This window comes from Leifsonia sp. McL0618, from assembly GCF_049994905.1.
Lineage (GTDB): Bacteria > Actinomycetota > Actinomycetes > Actinomycetales > Microbacteriaceae > Diaminobutyricibacter.
The window spans coordinates 1,111,212-1,129,356 of the sequence record NZ_CP188258.1 but is presented as its reverse complement, the minus strand read 5'-3'; the positions used below and the strand labels follow the sequence as shown (position 1 = coordinate 1,129,356).

Sequence of the window (18,145 nt, the reverse complement as noted above, 5' to 3'; positions counted from 1 at the left end):
GGACGAAACGATTCGATCGAATCGATTCGACTTCCCGGCCTTCACCAGCTTAGTGGATGCGCGGCCCCGTTTGTGACCGTTCCCATACGGAATTTCGCGCTGTCTCTACTGAACCCGGTGCCGTGCAATTGCGGAACCGCCACGGTCGCGTGCGGGAAGCGCCCCTCAGGCGCCGGCAGGGTCTGCGAGCAGCGGCCCGAACGCCAGTTCCGCAGCGCCGACCATGAGCAACCGCGAGCCGAGCTCCGCCCTGGCGATCGCCAGGGTCTCCCCCGACGCCTTCAGCGCCTGGTCGGCGATGAGTCGCTCGAGCCGTCCGGGAGCGATCTGGTACAGCGCCCCGAGGAACCCGCCGAGCACGATCAGCTGCGGGTTGAACACGTTCGTCGCATTGCGCATCGCCACCGCCAGGAACCGCAGCTGCCGGTCGATCTCCTCGGCAACGGCCGGGTCGTGGGCGGATGCGGCGAGCGCCCGGTCGAGTTCGTCACTGTCGGCGGATGCGAGCCCGAGCACCCCGAGGAGGGAGGCCTGGCTGACCTCGGTTTCAAGGCATCCGATCGCGCCGCAGTGGCAGCGCACACCGTTGCTGTTGACCAGCGTGTGGCCCAGTTCGCCCGCATACCCGGAGATCCCGGTGAGCGGGTCGCCGTTGACGATGACGCCCGCGCCGACACCACTGGCGCCGCCGTTGATGTAGACGAGATCGTACGCCGCCCGGCCCGCGCCGAAGTAGCGTTCCGCGGTCGCTCCGAGAGCGGCGTCGTTGGCGGAGCGCGTGAGGTAGCCGGTCGCCTCGGCGAGCATCGCCGTGAACGGCTCATCGACCCACTCGAGGTTCGGGGCAAGCCGCACGACCCCGTCTGCCTCGCGAACGAGCCCGGGCACCGCGACGCCGATTCCGACGACCCGTGCGAACGTCGCCAGGTCGGGCCGCAGCCCATCGATGACCGCGCTGACGATCGTGACGGCTTCCGCGGCTGTCGGTGCGTGACCCGTCGGGTACCGGACACGACGGTGGAGGGTGCCGTCGAGGCCGACGACTCCGACCGTGATGGCGTCGATCTCGGGGTTGACCGCGATCGCGACGACGTCGGCCGATGCGCTCACCACGGGGCTGGGCCTGCCCACCCGGTTGCTGACACCCGGCTCGCTCTCGACCACCAGCCCGAGGTCGACCAGTTCGCCGACGAGCGCGCCGATGGTCGAACGGTTCAGTCCGGTCGACTGTGTGAGCTTCGAGCGGGCGGCGGGCCCTCCGCGGTGCACGAGGCCGAGCACCGTGCCGAGGTTGTGACGTCGCACCGTGTCGAGGTTGTTTCCGCGCGCGCCCAGAGGCACGTCAGTCCGTGGCCCGGTCGGTGCCGGCGAGAGTGGCGTGCCAGGGTGCGCGGTCTTTGCGCTGTCGGTCGAGGATGTCATAGTCCACACGAACCATATCGAATCGTCCGGGGTATCCGTAGCCGTGGGCTCGGATTTTGTCCCGACGAACAACAAACTGCCAGACTTATCGTTGGGAACCTGAACGAAAGAGGAAAGCGTGCCGCTCACAGACCTGACGCTGGAACAGCTCGTCGACTACCGTCCGACTGTCGCCGAGCCGTCCGACTTCGACGCGTTCTGGGAGCGCACCCTCACTGAGGCCCGTTCGCTCGCGACCGCGTCGACGGTCGCCCCGGCGAACACCCCGATCACCGAACTCGTCGTCGAGGACCTGCGGTTCAGCGGGTTCGGCGGCGAAAGGGTCGCGGGGTGGGTGACCAGACCGCGGGGTGCAGGAAAGCGGCCGGTCGTCGTCGAATACCTCGGGTACAACGGTGGCCGCGGCCTTCCGGGGGAACGGATGCTGTGGGCGCTGGCCGGCTACGTTCATGTCGTCATGGACACCCGCGGACAGGGCAGCGGGTGGGGAACGGGCGGCGACACGCCTGACCCGCACGGCTCCGGTCCCGCATCCGCCGGCTTCATGACCCGCGGCATCCTCGACGAGAACGAGTACTACTACCGTCGCGTGTTCACCGATGCCGCACTACTGGTCGATGCGGTCGCCACACTGGAGCACGTCGACCCCGAGCGCATCGCCGTCACCGGCGGAAGCCAGGGAGGCGGCATCGCACTTGCTTCGGCCGCGCTCGCTCCCGCCGTGCGGGCGGTCATGCCCGATGTGCCCTTCCTGTCGGCGTTCCGCCGCGGCGCCGAGATCGCGACCTCCGACCCGTTCGCCGAGATCGCCCGCTACCTCTCGGTGCACCGGACCAACGTCGACCGGGTGTTCAAGACGCTCTCGTACTTCGACGGCGTGAATTTCGCGCGGCGCATCGTGTCACCGGCACTCTTCTCGGTCGCGCTCATGGACGACATCGTGCCGCCCTCGACCATCTACGCCGCGTACAACCACCTCGCGTCAGCCGACCATGCGATCGACGTCTACGAGTTCAACAACCACGAGGGCGGACAGACCGAGCAGTGGCAGCGCCAGGCCGCCTGGCTCGCCGACCGCATCTGACGGCCGGCCCGCCGCAGGCACCGGCGGACGGCGCTCCGCCTACCAGGTGGCCGGTCCGCTTCCGGCTGAGACCGGTTCGGGTCGCTCCACGGTGCTCGCCAGCTCGACCACGCGGTGTTCGCGCCCGGCCGTGATGATCGACTCCATGATCTCGAGCACGTGGAAGGCGAGCTCACCGGATGCGCGGTGCGGCCGCCCCGTCTCGATCGCCCGAGCCATGTCGGACAGCCCGAAACCGCGTCCGGCATCCACGTAACCGGCGCTGGCCGGCAGCTCGACCCAGTTGCGGTCAGAAGCCGTTGCGACCGACACCGTGTCGGCGAACATGTTCGGGTCGGGTACCTGCAGTGTCCCTTGCGTGCCGTAGACCTCGAAGAACGGTGCGCGGGTCGCCCAGACCTCGAAGCTCACGGTGACCGTGCTGATCACCCCGTTTGCGTGCTCCAGGATGGCGGTCACATGCGTATCGACGTCGACCGGAACCACCGCCCCGGCATTCGGCCCCGTGGCGATCGTTCGTTCGCGCGCCGAGCGGCTGACCGCACCGGAGACCCGGCTCACCGGGCCGAAGAAGGTCACGAGGCTGGTCAGGTAGTACGGGCCCATGTCGAACAGCGGTCCGCCGCCGGGCTGGTAGTAGAACGCGGGCGCCGGGTGCCAGAGCTCGTGCCCGGGCGCAGTCCAGTGCACGGATGCACCCACCGGGTCACCGATCCGCCCCGAGTCGAGCACCGCCCTGGCGGTCTGGATGCCGGTGCCGAGCACCGTGTCCGGCGCGCTGCCGACCCGGAGACCCGCGTCGGCCGCGCGCGCGAGCACTCCGGACGCATCCACCGTCGTCAGCGCCAGCGGCTTCTCTCCGTAGACGTGTTTGCCGCCGTCGATGGCGCGCAGCGCGATCTCGGCGTGCGCGGCGGGGATCGTCAGGTTGAGCACGACGTCGATGCCCGGGTCGACCAGCAGCGCATCCACACTCAACGCCCTGGTGCCCTGCACGTCGGCGACGGATGCGGCACGTGTGAGATCGAGGTCGGCGACGGCCGCGAGGCGCAGGTTGGACAGTTTCGGGAACTCGGCGAAGTACTGGTTGCTGATGACCCCGACCCCGACGACTCCGACATTCAGCGCGCTGCCCACAGCAGTCCCCTCTCGATGATGGTCCGTACATTCGGGTCTTCGACGATCTCGATCCGGTGCCCGGGAGCCGAGACGAAGATGCGTCCCTTGCCCCACTGGCGCGTCCAGATCGCAGGGGCTGTGACCGGCCGGTTCCACGCATCCCACGGGCGCACATCCTGCGTCGTCGTGGCCAGCACGTCGTCGTACTCGTCGCTGAGCACCCAGTACTGCTCGGTGACCAGGTCGAAATCGTCGATGCCCTGCGTGATCGGGTGCGTCTTGCCCAGGTCGGTGATATGAACCGTGTACGGAATGTAGTTGTCCGACTGCTCGCCGACACGCTCGGCCGGGTCCTTGCCCGCATGGTGGGCGAACTGCCCCCCGATCATGTGCAGGTAGTCGGCGTTGTTCCGGTAGGAGTCCGCGATGCCGCCGTGCCAGCCGGCCATGCCCGCGCCGTTCAGCACCGCCCGCTGCAAGCCGGCGAACTCCTCCGGCTCGATCGTGTTCATCGTGTTGACCTGAACGATCAGGTCGACGGTGTCCAGGTAGCCGGCATCGGCATAGATCGTCGTGCCATCCTCCACCCGCACCTCGAAGCCGTTCGCCTCGAGGAACGGGATGAAAAGGGCTGTCGTCTCGACGGGCATGTGTCCGTCCCAGCCGCCTCGCACGACGAGTGCGTGCTTCGTCCCGGTCATCGCCGTCCTCCTGTCGTCGTCCACGCGCTGCCGTTGCCCGCGCTCTCCTCGACTGCGGCCAGCACCCGCTGCACCTGCAGGCCGTCCGCGAACGACGGCTCGGGGTCACGGCCGGCTGCGATGTCGTCCACGAAGTCGCGCACTTCGTGCGAGAACGCGTGCTCGTAGCCGATGAGATGACCGGTCGGCCACCAGTTCGCCATGTACGGATGCTCGGGCTCTGTGACCAGGATGCGCGTGAAGCCCTGCTCCCCCGCCGGCGCTGTCGCGTCGTAGAACTGCAGCTCGTTCATTGACTCCAGGTCGAATGCGATCGCGCCGCGGTTGCCGCTGATCTCGATGCGGAAGGCGTTCTTGCGTCCGGTCGCGTACCGGGTCGCCTCGAACGAACCGATCGCACCCCCCGAGAGCTTGCCGGTGAACCAGGCCGCGTCGTCCACGGTGACCTGTCCACGCTCGCCGGATGCGGTGCCGCTGAGCCCGCGCCCCTCACCGAGCAGGGGGCGCTCGGTCACGAACGTCGCGAGCGTTCCACTGACGGAGTCGACGGTCGTCCCCGTCAGGTACTGGATCATGTCGATCGCGTGGGCGCCGATGTCGCCGAGCGAACCCGAACCCGCCAGCGTCTTGTCCAGGCGCCAGGTCATCGGGCCGTTCTCGTCGACCAGCCAGTCCTGCAGGTATTCGGCACGGGTCTGGCGGATGTCGCCGAGGCGTCCGTCCGCGATGAGCTGTCTCGCGAATCCGATGGCCGGAACCCGGCGGTAGCTGAACCCGACCATCGAGCGGATGCCGCGGGCGGCTGCGCGCTCGGCCGCCTCGACCATCCGCTCGGCTTCGTCGACCGTGTTTGCGAGCGGTTTCTCGCACAGCACGTGCTTGCCTGCGTCAAGCGCCGCGATGGCGATCTCGGCGTGCGAGTCGCCCGGCGAGCAGATGTCGACGATGTCGATCGCAGGATCGTCGATCACCCGGCGCCAGTCGGTTTCTGCGCGCAGCCAGCCGAACTTCTCGCGCGCGGCCTCCACGCGCCCGGCGTCCCGTCCGACGATCACGGTCATTTCGGGCTCGGTCGCGAGGTCGAAGAAGCGTGGAGCGACGCGCCAGCCCTGCGAGTGCGCCGCACCCATGAATCCGTATCCGACCATCGCTACGCGCAGTGTCGGCTTCGTCTCGGTCATCGTTTTCGCTCCCTCGCGTGAAGTTGTGGGTCGTGTGGTCGTCGCTCGTCGCGACCCGCGCATCCGGACGTCCGGACGTCGACCGTGCGCGGCCGGGTCTCTGAGGACCCGCCGTTCCCGCACGGTCGACGTTAGGGGTTAGTCGACCGGAATTCCCGCACCCACGGCGTCGGCCTCCAGAATTTCGACCCGCACGCCCACGAGCCGCTCGTCGGCAGGGGTCACATGATGGTCAGCCCCGGTCAGCGTGATCGAGGCCGAGGTGTCGCGCTCATCGCAGGACGGACCGACCCAGAGGTCGATCTCGCCGGCTTCGACGATGCGCTCGAACTGCCGGTCCGTGAAGGAGAGGCGCGTCGTCGGAACATCGAATTCGACGAGGGCCTCGTCGCCGGGGGCGAGTTCGACGCGGGCGTATCCGACGAGCTGTGCGACCGGGCGGGTCACGCTTGCATAAACATCGTGCGCGTAGAGCTGCACCAGGTCGGTGCCTGCACGCTCACCGGTGTTGCGCACCCGCACGCGTGCGCTGAAGGTCGCGCCGGTGGCCGCTTCAGCATCCACCGTCAGCTCGGAGCGCTCGAACGTCGTGTACGTGAGACCGTGGCCGAACGGCAGTACCGGGGTGCTGTCGGCGCTCGTGATCTCCGAGGTGCCCCCGAGCTTCGGGTGAAGGTAGGAGAAGGGCTGGGCGCCGGCCGAGCGCGGCAGCGAGACCGGAAGGTGACCGGATGGCGCCACACGGCCGCTCAGGACCTCCGCGATCGCACGGCCGCCCTCTTCGCCGGGGAAGAAGGCCTGCAGCAGCGCATCCGGAGCCGTCGGACCACCGACCGCCCAGCCGAGTTCGTACGGACGGCCCGAGAGCACGACCATCACGACGGGCTTGCCTGTGGCGGTGACGGCTTCGACCAGCTCACGCTGGACTCCCGGCAGGGACAGGCTCTCGACGTCGTTGCCCTCGCCGACGGTGCCGCGCCCGAACAGGCCTGCGCGGTCGCCGACGATCACGAAGGCGACGTCGGCCGATTGCACGGCCGAGACGGCATCGGGGATACCGGATGCGTCATCGCCTTCGACCGCACAGCCCGCGACGTGCGTGATCGCGGCCCCGGGGAACTCGTCCTTCAGCGATTCCAGCACCGAGGGGATGCTCACCCCGAGCTCGACACCGGGGTGGTGGGCGAGCACGTGGTTGACGAACGAGTAGCAGCCCATGAGCGCTTCGGACGACTCGGCGTTGGGGCCGACGACGGCGATGCGCAACGGTTCGGCGCGGGGCGCGACCGGCAGTACGCCGTCGTTCGTCAGCAGCACCAGCGACTCCTCGGCGAGCTGCCTCGCGGTGTCGCGGTGCGCCTGCGTGTCGAGGTCGATCGACGCAGGGGGCTCGTCGAATGTTTCGTCGAACAGGCCGAGCTCCTCCTTCTGCGCGAGGACGCGAAGCACCGATCGGTCGATGAGCGCTTCATCCAGCCGCCCTGAGCGAACGCGCGCGGCCAGCGGCTCGAGGAACGCATCCCCGGTCGGCAACTCGACATCGATGCCCGCTGCGAGCGCGAGCTCTGCTGCCTCGCCGAGGTCCGCCGCCACCTCGTGCATGGTGTGCAGGAAGGCCACGGCGAAGTAGTCCGAGACGACGACGCCGTCGAAGCCCCACTCGTCGCGCAGGATCCCGGTGAGGTACTCCGGGGTCGCCGCGACCGGCACCCCGTCGATCTCGGCGTAGGAGTTCATGACCGACCGCACACCACCGTCGCGCAGTGCCATCTCGAAGGGAGGAAGCAGAACATCGCGGAGTTCGCGCATCCCGGCGTGCACCGGCGCGTGGTTGCGTCCTGCCTGGGAGGCGGAGTAGCCGACGAAATGCTTCAGCGTCGCATGCACGCCGGACTCCTGGAGCCCGCGCACGTACGCGCTGCCGATGGTCCCGACCACATACGGGTCCTCGGCGATGCACTCGTCGACGCGTCCCCAGCGCGGGTCACGGATGACGTCGAGCACGGGAGCCAGACCCTGGTGGATGCCCAGCTCGCGCATCGAGGCACCGATGAGGCGTCCCATCCGTTCGACCAGTTCGGGGTCGAACGATGCGCCCCACGCGAGCGGCGTCGGGAAGGTGGCCGCCTGCCACGCGGCGAGCCCGGTCAGGCATTCCTCGTGGACGATGGCGGGGATGCCCAGGCGCGTCTCCTGCTTGAGCCTCCGCTGTTCGGACCAGAGCCAGTTCGCACGCTCCACCGGGTCGACCGGTCGCGTGCCGTACACACGGGTGAGGTGCCCGATGCCGTGCTCGGTGGCGTCCTCGTACTTCGTCGAGTTGGCCATCTCGCCGGCCATGGGAGCTACGACCTCGTCGCCCTTGTCGACCCAGTACCCGACGAGCTGCGCCAGCTTCTCCTCGAGCGTCATGGTGTCGAACAGGCTCTGCACGCGGTCGGAGACCAACGGAAGTTCGGGGCTGATCATGAAATTTTCACACTTCTCTCTGGGGCGGTCGGTCGGGGCCGCTCAGCCCTTGACCGCACCGGTGAGCCCGCCGACGATGCGGCGCTCGAACAGGCTGAAGAATACGAGCGCAGGGATCATCGACAACGACGTGAACGCCAGCACCGCGGCGGTGTTCGTCGAGTATTGCGACGAGAACGCCTGCACGCCGAGTGGCAGCGTGTAGGTCGACTGGTCGTTCAGGATGAACAAAGGGAGGAGGTAGCTGTTCCAGCTGCCGATGAAGGCCAGGATTCCGACGGTGATCACGCCGGGCAGCGAGAGGCGCAGGACCATCCGCCAGAAGAATCCCAGCCGGCTGCAGCCGTCGATGAAGGCCGCCTCCTGGAGCTCGTCCGGGATGGCCCGCAGGAATGGCACGAGGATGATGATCGTCGTCGGGAGTGCGAAAGCGATCTGCGGGATGATGACACCCGCGAGCGAGTTCGTCAGTCCCAGGTTGCGCACGACGATGTACAACGGCGTGATCGCGACCGTGATCGGGAACATGAGGCCGGCGGCGAACAGCGCGTACAGCGCCCCGCGGCCCTTGAATTCGTACCGTGCCAGCACGTAGCTGGCAGCAAGACCGAGCGCAATGACGCCGATGGTCGTCACGAGGGCGGCGATCAGTGAGTTCCCCACCTGGGCCCAGAACACTCCGCCGGTGAGCACGTCGATGTAGTTCTGGAAGTTCCAGGGGTTCGGGAACCCGGCCGGGTCGACCGTGATCTGCGAGTTCGTGCGGAAGCCACCGATGATGATGTACACGATCGGTACGAGCATCAGTGCGATGACGACGAGCGCCACGAAATACACGGCGGGGGAACCCCACGGCAGGGCCTTGCGCTCCTTCCGGCGTGCGGTGCGGGCAGCGGCGATGGCGCTCATTTCGCCTTCCTTTCGGTCAGTGCGCCCTGGGTGTCGCGGCGGAGGACGAAGCGCTGGTAGAACAGCGCGATGATGAGGGAGATGAGGAAGATCACCACGGCGACGGCGTTGCCGTACCCGAAGTTGCCTGCGTCGCGGCCGTTCGAGACCATGTAGGTCGCCATGGTCGAGGTCCCGGCCGTCGACGCGACGTACTGACCCCAGATGATGTAGACGAGGTCGAACAGCTGCAGTGCACCGATGACCGAGAGGAACGCCCAGATGCGGAGGGTGGGGGCCAGCAGCGGGAGGGTGATCCTCCACTGGATCTGCCAGTACGACGCGCCGTCGAGAGCTGCAGCCTCGTAGAGCTCCTCTGGCACACCCTGCAGGCCTGCGAGGAACAGGATCACTGCGAAGCCGATGTACTTCCAGGTGAGGATGCCCATCAGCGTCCAGATGGCGAGACTCGGATCGGCGAGCCAGTCGTGAGCCCACGAACCGAGGCCGATCGCCTCCAGGAAGCCGTTCAGGGCTCCGTTGGTCGAGAGCATCAGGCTCAGGCCGGTTCCGACCACGACCTCGGAGATGACATAGGGCACGAAGATCAGCACGCGGATGAGCGACTGTCCGCGCATCTTGCGGTTGAGCAGCAGCGCAAGGAGGATCGCGGCCGGCCCCTGGAGGACCAGGGACATGACCAGGATGAAGAGGTTGTGGCCCAGCGCCTCCTGGAACGCCTTGTCCGTGACGATGACGACGTAGTTCTGCAGACCGACGAAGTCGGTCGGCGGGCCGTAGCCGTTCCACCGGAAGAATCCGTAGTAGGCGGCCATGACGACCGGGAAGATCACGAAGCCGATGAAGACGAGGACCGCCGGCCCTGCCAGGATGGCGATCTCCATACGCCCCGCCCAGCCGAAGCCGCGGCGGCGACGCCGCGGCTTCGGCGGGAGCGACGCGTTCGCGCCGCCCCCGCCTCGCTGCGCGAGATCGGCCTTCGACCCTTTTTCGGTCGAGGTTTTCTCGCGGGTGTTGCTCACTCGATGTTCCTCTTAGCCCTTCTTGGCTGCGTCGTTGGCGGCCTGGATGAGCCCCTTGGGGTCACTCTTGCCCGCCAGCATGTCGACGACAGCGACGTTGAGCGCGTTTCCGATGTTCTGGCCGAGGATCGTGTCGAGCCACTGCGAGACGAACGGCGCCTTGTTGTAGGCGGCCAGGACATCCTTCAGGTATGGCTCGGTGACGGCCTTCTGCGCCTCAGTGTTGACCGGCGGGGAGTTGTACGCCTTGTAGTAGGCGGTCTGCTGCTCCGTGCTCGCGATGTAGTTCAGGAAGTCGGCGCATTCCTTCGGGGCCTTGGCCGAGCAGGAGTACCCGTCGACACCACCCATGATCGAGCCGGGCTCGCCGTTGCCGCCGGAGAGTTCGGGGAACGGGTAGAAACCGAGGTCCGGAAGCGGCTTCTGGTCGGGCGTGAGCGATGCGATCACTCCCGGGTCCCAGGCGCCCATGAGCTCCATCGCGGCCTTGTGGTTCGCCACGAGACCGGCCGAGCTACCCGCGCCCTGCTGAGCGGAGGTGGTGAGGAATCCGTTGTTGAACGGCTTCTCGCCGGCGAACTTCTGCAGGTCGGTAGCGGCCTTCAGCCAGCACGGGTCGGAGAAGTCCTTCGAATCCGCGGTCTTCTGCATGGTGTCACCCGAGCACTCGCGCAGCGAGAACCAGTAGAACCAGTGAGCGGCGGGCCAGGCGTCTTTGGCGCCGAGCGCGATCGGAGCGACTCCGGTGGCCTTCAGCTTCGTGACGTCGGCCGACAGGTCGTCGATCGTCGCCGGCGCCTGGGTGATGCCGGCCTTGCTGAACACGTCCTTGCTGTAGAACAGACCGCCGGGGAGCACCGAGAGGGGCATCGCCCAGACCTTGCCCTGGTAGGTCTCCGACTTGAACGAACCGTCGGAGATGTTCGCCTTGGTGGCGGAGGAGATCTTGCCGGTGAGGTCCATCAGCTGTCCGGCCTGCACCATCGCCGCCATCTTGCCGCCACCACGCTGCAGGAAGATGTCGGGCGCGTCGCCGGAGTTCAGTGCCGTCTGGAGCTTGCCGTCGAGGGCCTCGTTCTGGACGGTCTGGACCTTGATGGTGACGTTGGGGTTCTTCGTGTGGAACGATGCTGCCGCATCCTTCCAGAACTGCTGGCCGGGGCCAGTAGTCGAGTTCTGCCACAGGGTCATGGTGACCTTGCCGTTGCTGGAGTTGCTGCTGGGAGCGCTACAGGCACTCAGTGCCATCATGCCGGCAACCAGAACAGCCGCCCCCGCAAGGAGCTTCTTGGCTTTCATGTGATTTCCAACCTGTTCTCTTCGTTGAGCAGGACCTCGGATGTTCGAGGTACCTGGTGAACTGGGAGCGCGTTGCGCCGGCTCGTGCGACTGCCTCGTAGCACTGCGGCCGACCGCGATCCCATAGGGGTCCCCGGACTCAGGCCCGGATGGTCCATCAGTGTTACAAACCCGCCTGAGAGTGTCAAACGTTTTCGAAAACAATTTCCATTGCGCTATATTCAGGGTTCATGGGACGACGACCGACCATTCATGACGTGGCTGCCGCAGCCGGCGTATCCGTATCCACCGTGTCGAAAGCGGTGAACGGACGCTACGGAATTGCCGTCGAAACCGTCGAACGCGTGCTCGAGGCGGTCGAGAAGCTCGGCTATGAATCGAGCCTGGTCGCCAGCAGCATGCGATCCCGCCGAACGGGTGTCATCGGCGTACTCGTCGCAGACTTCGAACCGTTCAGCGCCGAGATCCTGAAGGGCGTCGGCACGGCGTTGCACGACTCTCGCTACGACCTGCTCGCCTACAGCGGTTCACGGCAGCTCTCGAGCGAGGGCTGGGAACGCCGCTCGCTCAGCCGGCTGAGCGGTACCCTCATCGACGGGGCGATCATGGTCACCCCGACCGTGGTGAACGTGACCGCCGACGTTCCGATCGTGGCGATCGACCCGCACACCGGCCACGCCGACCTGCCGACTGTCGAGTCCGACAGCTTCACCGGAGCCCGCCAGGCGACGAGTTACCTGATCGAACTCGGACACCGCCGCATCGGCTTCGTCGCCGGGCGCCCCGACCTCCGGTCGTCCATCCTCCGTGACGCCGGCTACCGCCGCGCTCTCGCCGAAGCGGGAATCCCCTTCGAGGCGTCGCTCGTCGGCGTCGGGCGATACCAGCAGGACACCGGTCGCGAAGCGGCGACGCGCCTGCTGTCGCGTGCCGACCGGCCGACTGCGGTGTTCGCCGCGAACGACCTCTCAGCCATCGCCGTCATCAAAGCAGCCACCGACCTCGGGCTGAAGGTTCCGGAAGACCTGTCGGTCGTCGGATTCGACGATGTGCCGGAAGCGTCCATGCACACACCACAGCTGACGACGGTGGCGCAGCCCATGCAGGCCCTCGGTGCGGCCGCCGCCGACCTTCTGGTGGCCTTCATGAGAGGCGACTCCCCATCGCCCACCCACATCCGCCTGCCGACCCGGCTGATCGTGCGCGCGACGACCGCACCTCCGCGATAATGAGGGCGAGTTGCCTTTAAGAGCTCCTGGCTATATGTTTGTACTCGCAACAAATCACCAATGATGCTGAAGGAAGCAGACTTATGAGCACGACGACTCCCACCCGCGACGACAAATTCTCCTTCGGTCTGTGGACCATCGGCTACAACGGCACCGATCCGTTCGGCGGCCCCACCCGTCCCCAGCTCGACGTCGTCGAGGCAGTGACCCGGCTCAACGAGCTCGGCGCATACGGCCTCACGTTCCACGACGACGACCTCTTCGCCTTCGGCTCGACCGATGCAGAGCGCCAGAAGCAGATCGACCGCCTGAAGCAGGCCCTCAGCGACACCGGCCTGATCATCCCGATGATCACCACCAACCTGTTCAGCGCGCCCGTCTTCAAAGACGGCGGCTTCACCTCCAATGACCGTGAGGTGCGTCGCTTCGCCCTGCGCAAGGTGCTCCGCAACCTCGACCTCGCCGCCGAACTCGGCGCGAAGACGTTCGTGATGTGGGGCGGACGCGAAGGCGCCGAGTACGACGCGGCCAAAGACATCCGTGCCGCCCTCGAGCGCTACCGCGAGGCCGTCAACCTGCTCGGCGACTACGTCACCGACAAGGGCTACGACATCCGCTTCGCGATCGAGCCGAAGCCGAACGAGCCGCGCGGCGACATCCTGCTGCCGACCGTCGGCCACGCGATGGCGTTCATCGAAACCCTCGAACGTCCGGAGCTCGTCGGCGTGAACCCCGAGGTCGGCCACGAACAGATGGCCGGCCTGAACTTCGCAGCAGGCATCGCGCAAGCGCTGTACCAGGGCAAGCTGTTCCACATCGACCTCAACGGCCAGCGCGGCATCAAGTACGACCAGGACCTCGTGTTCGGGCACGGCGACCTGCAGAACGCGTTCGCACTCGTCGACCTGCTCGAGAACGGCGGCCCCAACGGCGGCCCGTCGTACGACGGCCCGCGCCACTTCGACTACAAGCCGTCGCGCACCGAAGACATCACCGGCGTGTGGGACTCGGCCGCGGCCAACATGCGCACCTACCTGCTGCTCAAGGAGCGCGCGCAGGCATTCCGCGCCGATCCCGAAGTACAGGAAGCCCTGGAGGCCTCGCGCGTCACCCAGCTCTCCGTGCCGACCCTCGGCGCCGGTGAGTCGTACGACGACCTCCTCGCCGACCGCGCATCGTACGAAGACTTCGACCCGTCCGCCTACTTCGGTGGCAAAGGCTTCGGTTTCGTCCGCCTGCAGCAGCTGGCCCTCGAACACCTGATCGGCGCCCGCTCCTAGTCACACCCCATCCCGATCGCCGAACGGTGAGTCCTGCATGAAGCGTCCCGCGTGTCGCGTGCAGGGCTCACCGTTCGTCGTCGAAGCACCGAAGGAACAACCATGACGCTTGTCGCCGGAGTCGACTCATCCACGCAGAGCTGCAAGGTCGTCGTGCGCGACCTCGAGTCGGGAGCACACGTGCGCTCCGGCCGGGCGGTCCACCCCGACGGCACCGAAGTCGACCCGGCCTTCTGGTGGGATGCCCTCCAGACCGCGATCGCCGACGCCGGCGGTCTCGACGATGTCGCCGCGATCGCGGTGGCAGGCCAGCAGCACGGCATGGTGATCCTCGATGAAGCGGGCCAGGTCATCCGGCCCGCGCTCCTCTGGAACGACACCCGCAGCGCGCAGGCCGCGCTCGACCTGATCGCGGAGGTCGGCGCCGACGAGTATTCGCGACGGACCGGAGTCGTCCCGGTCGCATCCTTCACCGCGACCAAGCTGCGCTGGCTGCGCGACACCGAGCCCGCCAACGCCGCTCGTGTCGCAGCTGTCGCGCTCCCCCACGACTGGCTCACCTGGCGGCTCCGCGGCTTCGGCCCGGTCGGCGAGAGCCCGCTCGGGCCGGTGCTGGAGGAACTCCGCACCGACCGGTCCGACGCGAGCGGCACGGCCTACTGGAGCGCTGCCGCCGGTGCATACGACCTCGACCTCTTCGAACGAGCGCTCGGGCGCCCGGGTCGCGAGGCCGGCACGGAAGGCCCGGCAGGCGCAGTCGTTCTCCCCCGGGTCCTTGGTGCCGCCGAGGCTGCCGGGTCGACACCGGCCGGTGTCATCGTCGGCCCCGGTGCCGGCGACAACGCAGGCGCTGCGCTCGGGCTGGGCGCCGGCGCAGGCGACGTCGTGGTGTCCCTGGGAACGAGCGGGACGGTGTTCGCCGTCACCGAGCATCCGACCGCAGATGTCACCGGCGCCGTCGCCGGTTTCGCCGACGCGAGCGGCCTCTCACTCCCCCTCGTCGCGACCCTCAACGCTGCCCGCGTGCTCGACGCCGTCGCCCGCGTGCTCGACGTCGACCACGCCGGTCTCGCCGAGCTCGCGCTTTCCGCCGAAGCCGGGTCGGAGGGGGTCGTACTCGTGCCCTACTTCGAAGGCGAGCGCACGCCGAACCTTCCCGATGCGACGGCGAGCCTCCACGGACTCACCCTTGCGTCGTCGTCGCGCGGAAACCTCGCGCGCGCATCCGTCGAAGGGATGCTGTGCGGGCTGGCCGCGGGGCTCGACGCCGTGCGGGCGGTCGGGGTGCGTGAGACGCGCATCCTGATCATCGGCGGCGCCGCCCAGAACCCGGCGGTGGTTGCCGTGGCGGCGCAGGTCTTCGACGCGGCGGTGGTGATTCCGGAGCCCGGCGAATACGTGGCGAACGGCGCTGCCGTGCAAGCGGCATGGGTGCTGACCGGCGCCCGTCCGTCGTGGCCGCTGGCGATCGTCGCGGAGCCGGCGCGGGACCACCGGCGGGTCGTCCGCGAGCAGTATGCGCGGTACGCGGCGCTGAGCGCGTAGCGGGCGCCTGGCCCCGCGCCCGAGCACCGAGCGCCCGCCGCCGAGAGCGGCTGTTGCGGACGAGAGTGCCCTGCAGAACGACCACTCTCGGCCGGAACGGGCACACTCGGCCGCCAGACGGCCATACGGCCAGACGGCCAGACGGCGAGCGGCGCACGGCGAGCGGCGCACGGCGAGCGGCGCAGGCGCACGGCCAGCGGGCCGAGCGTCAGCGGATGCGCGATGCCAGCAGCGCGCCCGCCGCGCGAGCCCAGGTTGCCGGGTCGGCCATCGCATCCGCCGCATTGCCCGCGAGTTCGACGAGTGAGACGGCGTCGTCGAACGGAACGTCATCCGCGTCGATCGTGCCGGCGACAAGGAGAGCCCGGGCACCGGCAGACCGGGCGAGGCCCGCGACATAGGTCGGCACCTTGCCCGCGGCCGACTGCGCATCGAATCTGCCTTCTCCGGTGACGACCACGTCGGCAGCAGCGACAAGGACCGGCAGGCCCAGTGCGGCGCCGACCGCGTCGGCACCAGGGGCGAGCACGGCTCCCCAGGCGAGCAGGCCGAAGCCTGTCCCGCCCGCCGCCCCCGCGCCGGGTGTCGTTCCACGCACCGTGGGCCGCGCCGTTCGCACGAGGCGTTCGAGCCGGGCGAGGCTGGACTCGAGGCCGAGCACCTGGGCTTCGTTCGCACCCTTCTGCGGACCGAATACGGCCGCAGCGCCGCTGGGACCGAGCAACGGGTTCGTGACATCGCTCAGGATGGCGGCTCCCCCATCCGGAAGAGCACGAAGTCCGCTGAGGTCGACACGCGCCAGCGTTCCGAGTCCGCGGTTGCCGAGGCGGATGGGCCGGCCCTGCGCGTCGGAGAACCGTGCGCCGAGTGCGGCGAGGGCGCCCACACCTCCGTCGGTGGATGCGCTCCCGCCGATCGCGAGCAGTAGTCGCGAGACACCGTGGTCGAGTGCGTCGGCGATCGCCTGGCCGAAACCCAGCGTGTGCGCGTCCAGTGGGGCGAGCTCGTCAAGGAGCGTGATCCCGCTCGTTGCGGCAAGCTCGACGAGGCCGACGCCGCCGGGAAATTCCGCGCTCGACGGGAGCAGCAGCCACGACGTCGCCACCTGCGCGCCGGCCGGGCCCTGCACGACGATGGGGATGCGTGTGGCTTCGGGGATCGAGAGCTCAAAGGCATCGATGGTTCCTTCGCCGCCGTCCGCCATGGGGGCAGGCACGACGCGGTCGTCCGGCCGCACGCTCGTCCAGCCGACGGAAATCGCCCGCGCGATCTCGGCGGCAGACGCCGAACCTTTGAAGGAGTCCGGCGCGACCACCACCGTGCGCGATCCCGTCATGGGAACATCGTGGCAGAGCGCTGCGCTCAGAGCGGGTCGGCAGCGTGTGACGCAGCGCCCCCGGCGACACAGACGGTGTCGGGCGCGGCACCACGACGGGCGACCACGCGGCCCCCGAGGAGCAGCGCCACAACGCAGATCGTTCCGGTGACGGCGAAAGCCCCGGCGAACGGCCACGCTCCGCCTGCAGGCTGGAGCGCGGCGAAGGCGATTGCCGTCGCAGCGAGGGCCACCGCCGACCCGATCGAGTCTGCGATCGACAGCGCCGAACTGTTGAAACCCTGGTCGGACGTCGTCGAATATTCGAGGGTCATGACCGTCAGCCTCGGATACATGAGGCCCATTCCGCCGCCGGCGATGGCCCATCCGATGATCTGGATCACCGGATCGAGCGCCAACAGCGCCGTCGCCAGTGACACAGCGATCGCGATCGCCATCAGGCCCATTCCGACCCGGATGCTGGCGAGATGACTGATGCCCGGGAATCGCCCTTGCACCCACGACGCCGCCGACCAGGTGATTCCGGCCGCCGTCAGCGCAAGGCCTGCGATCGCGGGCGACAGGCCGAACTGGCTCGACAGCATATAAGGGATGTACACTTCGGTGCCGAAGAACGTCGCCGCGACGAGACCGCGGAGCAGGATCACGCTCGGCAGCCCGCGGCGCGCGCTCAATGTGCGCGGCGGCAGCAGCGGCCTCAGGGCCAGCCCGGCGACGACCACCGCCACGACGGGGACGATCCACTGCACCGGCCCGCTCGATTCCGCCGACAGGCTGATGGCCAGCACCGCTAGCGCGACCAGGACCGCCCAGCCGATGCGTCGGATGTTCCAGGCGGGCCGGTCGATGTCGCTGCCCGGCGCATGCAGTGACCGCATCACGGGCACGACCATGAACATCGCGAGCAGCACCAGCGCGACAACGCCGAGGAACACCCACCGCCAGCCGACCGATTCGGCCACGAGTCCCGCGATGAGCGGCCCGATCAGCGAAGGGATGACCCAGGCAGCGGCGAAGCCCGCGAAGATCCGTGGATGCAGGACCGGCGGGTAGACGCGCGCGACGATCACATAGAACACGACGGTCATGGCGCCGCCGCCGAACCCGTGCACCAGACGTCCCACGACGAAGACTCCCATCGTCGGCGCGAGGCCGGCGATGAGCAGGCCGACGACGAACAGGGCGACGGATGCGAACAGAACGTTGCGCGGGTTGCCGCGGTCGGACCACGCCCCGGCCAGCACCATCCCGACCACGCTGATCGCCAGGGGGCCGGCGAACGCGAACGCGTACAGCGACGCACCGTCGAGCTCCCGGCTGATCGTCGGCATGATCGTGGTCACGGCGAGTGCTTCGAACGCCGTGAGCATGATGAGCACGCACATCCCGATGCTGATCCAGCGGTAGTGCGGGCTGAGAACCCCGCCACTCGGGAACTCCCCGCGTGCCGGCGCGAGCGCAGCCACCCGCGTCGGTGACGGCGGATCGGCGGATGCTCCGGTCGGCTCAGCGTTCCGGCGATGCGCCTCGGCTGGGTCGAAAGTCATGG

General features: G+C 68.2%; 14 protein-coding genes. 4 read left to right on the top strand and 10 right to left on the bottom strand.

What is annotated here, in order from left to right; translation table 11 throughout:
• Nucleotides 1-165 precede the first annotated feature (165 nt).
• A complete protein-coding gene (locus ACPPVQ_RS05430) occupies nucleotides 166-1,422 on the bottom strand; it encodes an ROK family protein (RefSeq protein WP_426519414.1) in 1,257 nt (418 codons plus the stop codon).
• A gap of 118 nt (nucleotides 1,423-1,540) precedes the next feature.
• Between ACPPVQ_RS05430 and ACPPVQ_RS05425 the strand changes: the two genes are divergently transcribed.
• Nucleotides 1,541-2,506 carry an acetylxylan esterase gene (locus ACPPVQ_RS05425; RefSeq protein ID WP_426519412.1) on the top strand — a complete coding sequence of 322 codons (966 nt, stop codon included), beginning with the start codon at nucleotides 1,541-1,543 and terminating at the stop codon, nucleotides 2,504-2,506.
• A gap of 39 nt (nucleotides 2,507-2,545) precedes the next feature.
• Here ACPPVQ_RS05425 and ACPPVQ_RS05420 read toward each other — a convergent pair whose 3' ends face one another.
• From ACPPVQ_RS05420 to ACPPVQ_RS05390, 7 genes are all read right to left on the bottom strand, one after another.
• Nucleotides 2,546-3,643 (bottom strand): Gfo/Idh/MocA family protein, encoded by a 1,098-nt coding sequence (locus tag ACPPVQ_RS05420; RefSeq protein ID WP_426519410.1) that lies wholly within the window; start codon nucleotides 3,641-3,643, stop codon nucleotides 2,546-2,548.
• On the bottom strand, nucleotides 3,628-4,326 hold the full coding sequence (locus ACPPVQ_RS05415; RefSeq protein WP_426519408.1) for a ThuA domain-containing protein: 699 nt from the start codon (nucleotides 4,324-4,326) through the stop codon (nucleotides 3,628-3,630). Before ACPPVQ_RS05415 ends, ACPPVQ_RS05420 begins: the two co-directional genes overlap by 16 nt.
• On the bottom strand, nucleotides 4,323-5,507 hold the full coding sequence (locus tag ACPPVQ_RS05410) for a Gfo/Idh/MocA family protein (protein WP_426519406.1): 1,185 nt from the start codon (nucleotides 5,505-5,507) through the stop codon (nucleotides 4,323-4,325). Before ACPPVQ_RS05410 ends, ACPPVQ_RS05415 begins: the two co-directional genes overlap by 4 nt.
• Before the next feature lie 138 nt (nucleotides 5,508-5,645).
• Nucleotides 5,646-7,976, bottom strand: coding sequence for a glycoside hydrolase family 3 N-terminal domain-containing protein (locus tag ACPPVQ_RS05405; protein ID WP_426519404.1), 2,331 nt, complete (start codon nucleotides 7,974-7,976; stop codon nucleotides 5,646-5,648).
• Nucleotides 7,977-8,018: 42 nt separating this feature from the next.
• A complete protein-coding gene (locus ACPPVQ_RS05400; RefSeq protein ID WP_426519402.1) occupies nucleotides 8,019-8,885 on the bottom strand; it encodes a carbohydrate ABC transporter permease in 867 nt (288 codons plus the stop codon).
• Complete coding sequence (locus ACPPVQ_RS05395; protein ID WP_426519400.1) at nucleotides 8,882-9,907, bottom strand: carbohydrate ABC transporter permease; 1,026 nt, start codon at nucleotides 9,905-9,907, stop codon at nucleotides 8,882-8,884. Before ACPPVQ_RS05395 ends, ACPPVQ_RS05400 begins: the two co-directional genes overlap by 4 nt.
• A 12-nt stretch (nucleotides 9,908-9,919) precedes the next feature.
• Nucleotides 9,920-11,206, bottom strand: coding sequence for an ABC transporter substrate-binding protein (locus ACPPVQ_RS05390; protein WP_426519398.1), 1,287 nt, complete (start codon nucleotides 11,204-11,206; stop codon nucleotides 9,920-9,922).
• 230 nt (nucleotides 11,207-11,436) lie between these two features.
• Here ACPPVQ_RS05390 and ACPPVQ_RS05385 point away from each other — a divergent pair, with 230 nt between their 5' ends.
• The 3 genes from ACPPVQ_RS05385 to ACPPVQ_RS05375 all read left to right on the top strand — a co-directional run bounded on the left by ACPPVQ_RS05385 (nucleotide 11,437) and on the right by ACPPVQ_RS05375 (nucleotide 15,260).
• Nucleotides 11,437-12,435, top strand: a complete 999-nt coding sequence (locus tag ACPPVQ_RS05385) for a LacI family DNA-binding transcriptional regulator (RefSeq protein WP_426519396.1) — start codon at nucleotides 11,437-11,439, stop codon at nucleotides 12,433-12,435.
• Nucleotides 12,436-12,518: 83 nt separating this feature from the next.
• Nucleotides 12,519-13,715 (top strand): xylose isomerase, encoded by a 1,197-nt coding sequence (gene xylA, locus ACPPVQ_RS05380; protein WP_426519394.1) that lies wholly within the window; start codon nucleotides 12,519-12,521, stop codon nucleotides 13,713-13,715.
• Nucleotides 13,716-13,817: 102 nt separating this feature from the next.
• Nucleotides 13,818-15,260, top strand: a complete 1,443-nt coding sequence (locus ACPPVQ_RS05375; RefSeq protein WP_426519392.1) for an FGGY family carbohydrate kinase — start codon at nucleotides 13,818-13,820, stop codon at nucleotides 15,258-15,260.
• Nucleotides 15,261-15,468: 208 nt separating this feature from the next.
• On the opposite strand, the gene ACPPVQ_RS05370 is transcribed toward ACPPVQ_RS05375, so the two are convergent.
• Nucleotides 15,469-16,596 carry a glycerate kinase gene (locus ACPPVQ_RS05370; protein ID WP_426519390.1) on the bottom strand — a complete coding sequence of 376 codons (1,128 nt, stop codon included), beginning with the start codon at nucleotides 16,594-16,596 and terminating at the stop codon, nucleotides 15,469-15,471.
• Nucleotides 16,597-16,622: 26 nt separating this feature from the next.
• Complete coding sequence (locus ACPPVQ_RS05365; RefSeq protein ID WP_426519388.1) at nucleotides 16,623-18,143, bottom strand: MFS transporter; 1,521 nt, start codon at nucleotides 18,141-18,143, stop codon at nucleotides 16,623-16,625.
• Between the last annotated feature and the right edge of the window lie 2 nt (nucleotides 18,144-18,145).